Source organism: Microcoleus sp. Pol11C3, from assembly GCF_036701485.1.
Lineage (GTDB): Bacteria > Cyanobacteriota > Cyanobacteriia > Cyanobacteriales > Microcoleaceae > Microcoleus.
Genome location: NZ_JAUBQW010000324.1, coordinates 1 through 1057 on the forward strand (window position 1 = coordinate 1; position 1057 = coordinate 1057).

The following is a 1057-nucleotide window of genomic DNA, read 5'->3' on the forward strand; positions in this document are numbered from 1 at the left end:
ATAGAAGCCTGTTTGATTTTTTGACGAAGACTACGCTGCAAAGTTTTCTCGTGATTAAGAGCGTTAAGTGCCATCCGTCTCAGGATGGCCAAATTACGAGGACTATGACCTGAACGAATCCGACATTGATCCTCATGGAACGTGACATCTAAAGTCCAATGAACTTGGTTTTCAATAGTCCAATGTTGACGAATGGCACGACCAAGAAGTTGAGCATCCGCAGGCACAGAAGCTAGATAAAATTGGACTTCATGAGTCGTTTTGTTCCAAAGATGGCGGATTCTTTCAATAATGACGATGGTTTGCAGTCCCGACCACTGGTCTTGTTGATAAAGACCACCGAAAGCCTCTAAATGAACAGCCCAAACATAACGTTTTTCAGTGCGATGGTGTCCCTTTTCAATCTGTTGGTTATAACTAACGTTAATGCCTTCAAAGTTATTAGCTCTTCTGGTATCAAACCATTCTTTAACCTGAGAATGTAAAGTGGGGTGATTAGCTTTAAGAGATACAATATAATCAGCTTTTTTGTGGCGAATTTGTTTCACAATCTCGGTTTTATTTCCCATCGCATCAATGGTAACGGTCGCCCCGGTCAGGTCTAATAATTCTAAGAGTGCCGGAATTGCCGTAATCTCGTTGGAATGATCCTCAACTTTAACTTGCCCTAAAACTAAACGCTGTTCACTTGCCCAAGCCGTGACCAAATGCAAAGCTTTTACGCCTTGATTACGGTCATAAGAACCTCTAACACTTTTGCCATCGATGGGGATAATCTCGCCAACTATCGAACCAAGCATACTTTGAAGCCACTTCGCTAAACATTGTTCTAAAGCCTCAGGATTAATTCTTTCAAAGACTCGTCGAAAAGTATCATCACTCGGGATACCATTGGGTAATTCGAGAAATTCCTCTAACCATTGCTGTTTAGCGATGCCATAATTTTCCATGTCTTCCCAACCTTCGGCACCGCCAATGACGGCTAAAATAGAGATTACTAAAATATCTTTTAATGAGTGTTTTTGGGTTCTTTGAACTCTGGGGTCCGGGATCTCTG

The 1057-nt window shown here is 41.8% G+C and carries 1 protein-coding gene; it reads right to left on the bottom strand.

Annotated features, from left to right (window positions below; genetic code table 11):
- The coding region (locus tag QUA40_RS28880) for an ISAs1 family transposase (protein WP_333132163.1) at positions 1–1057 on the bottom strand (1057 nt) is incomplete at both ends.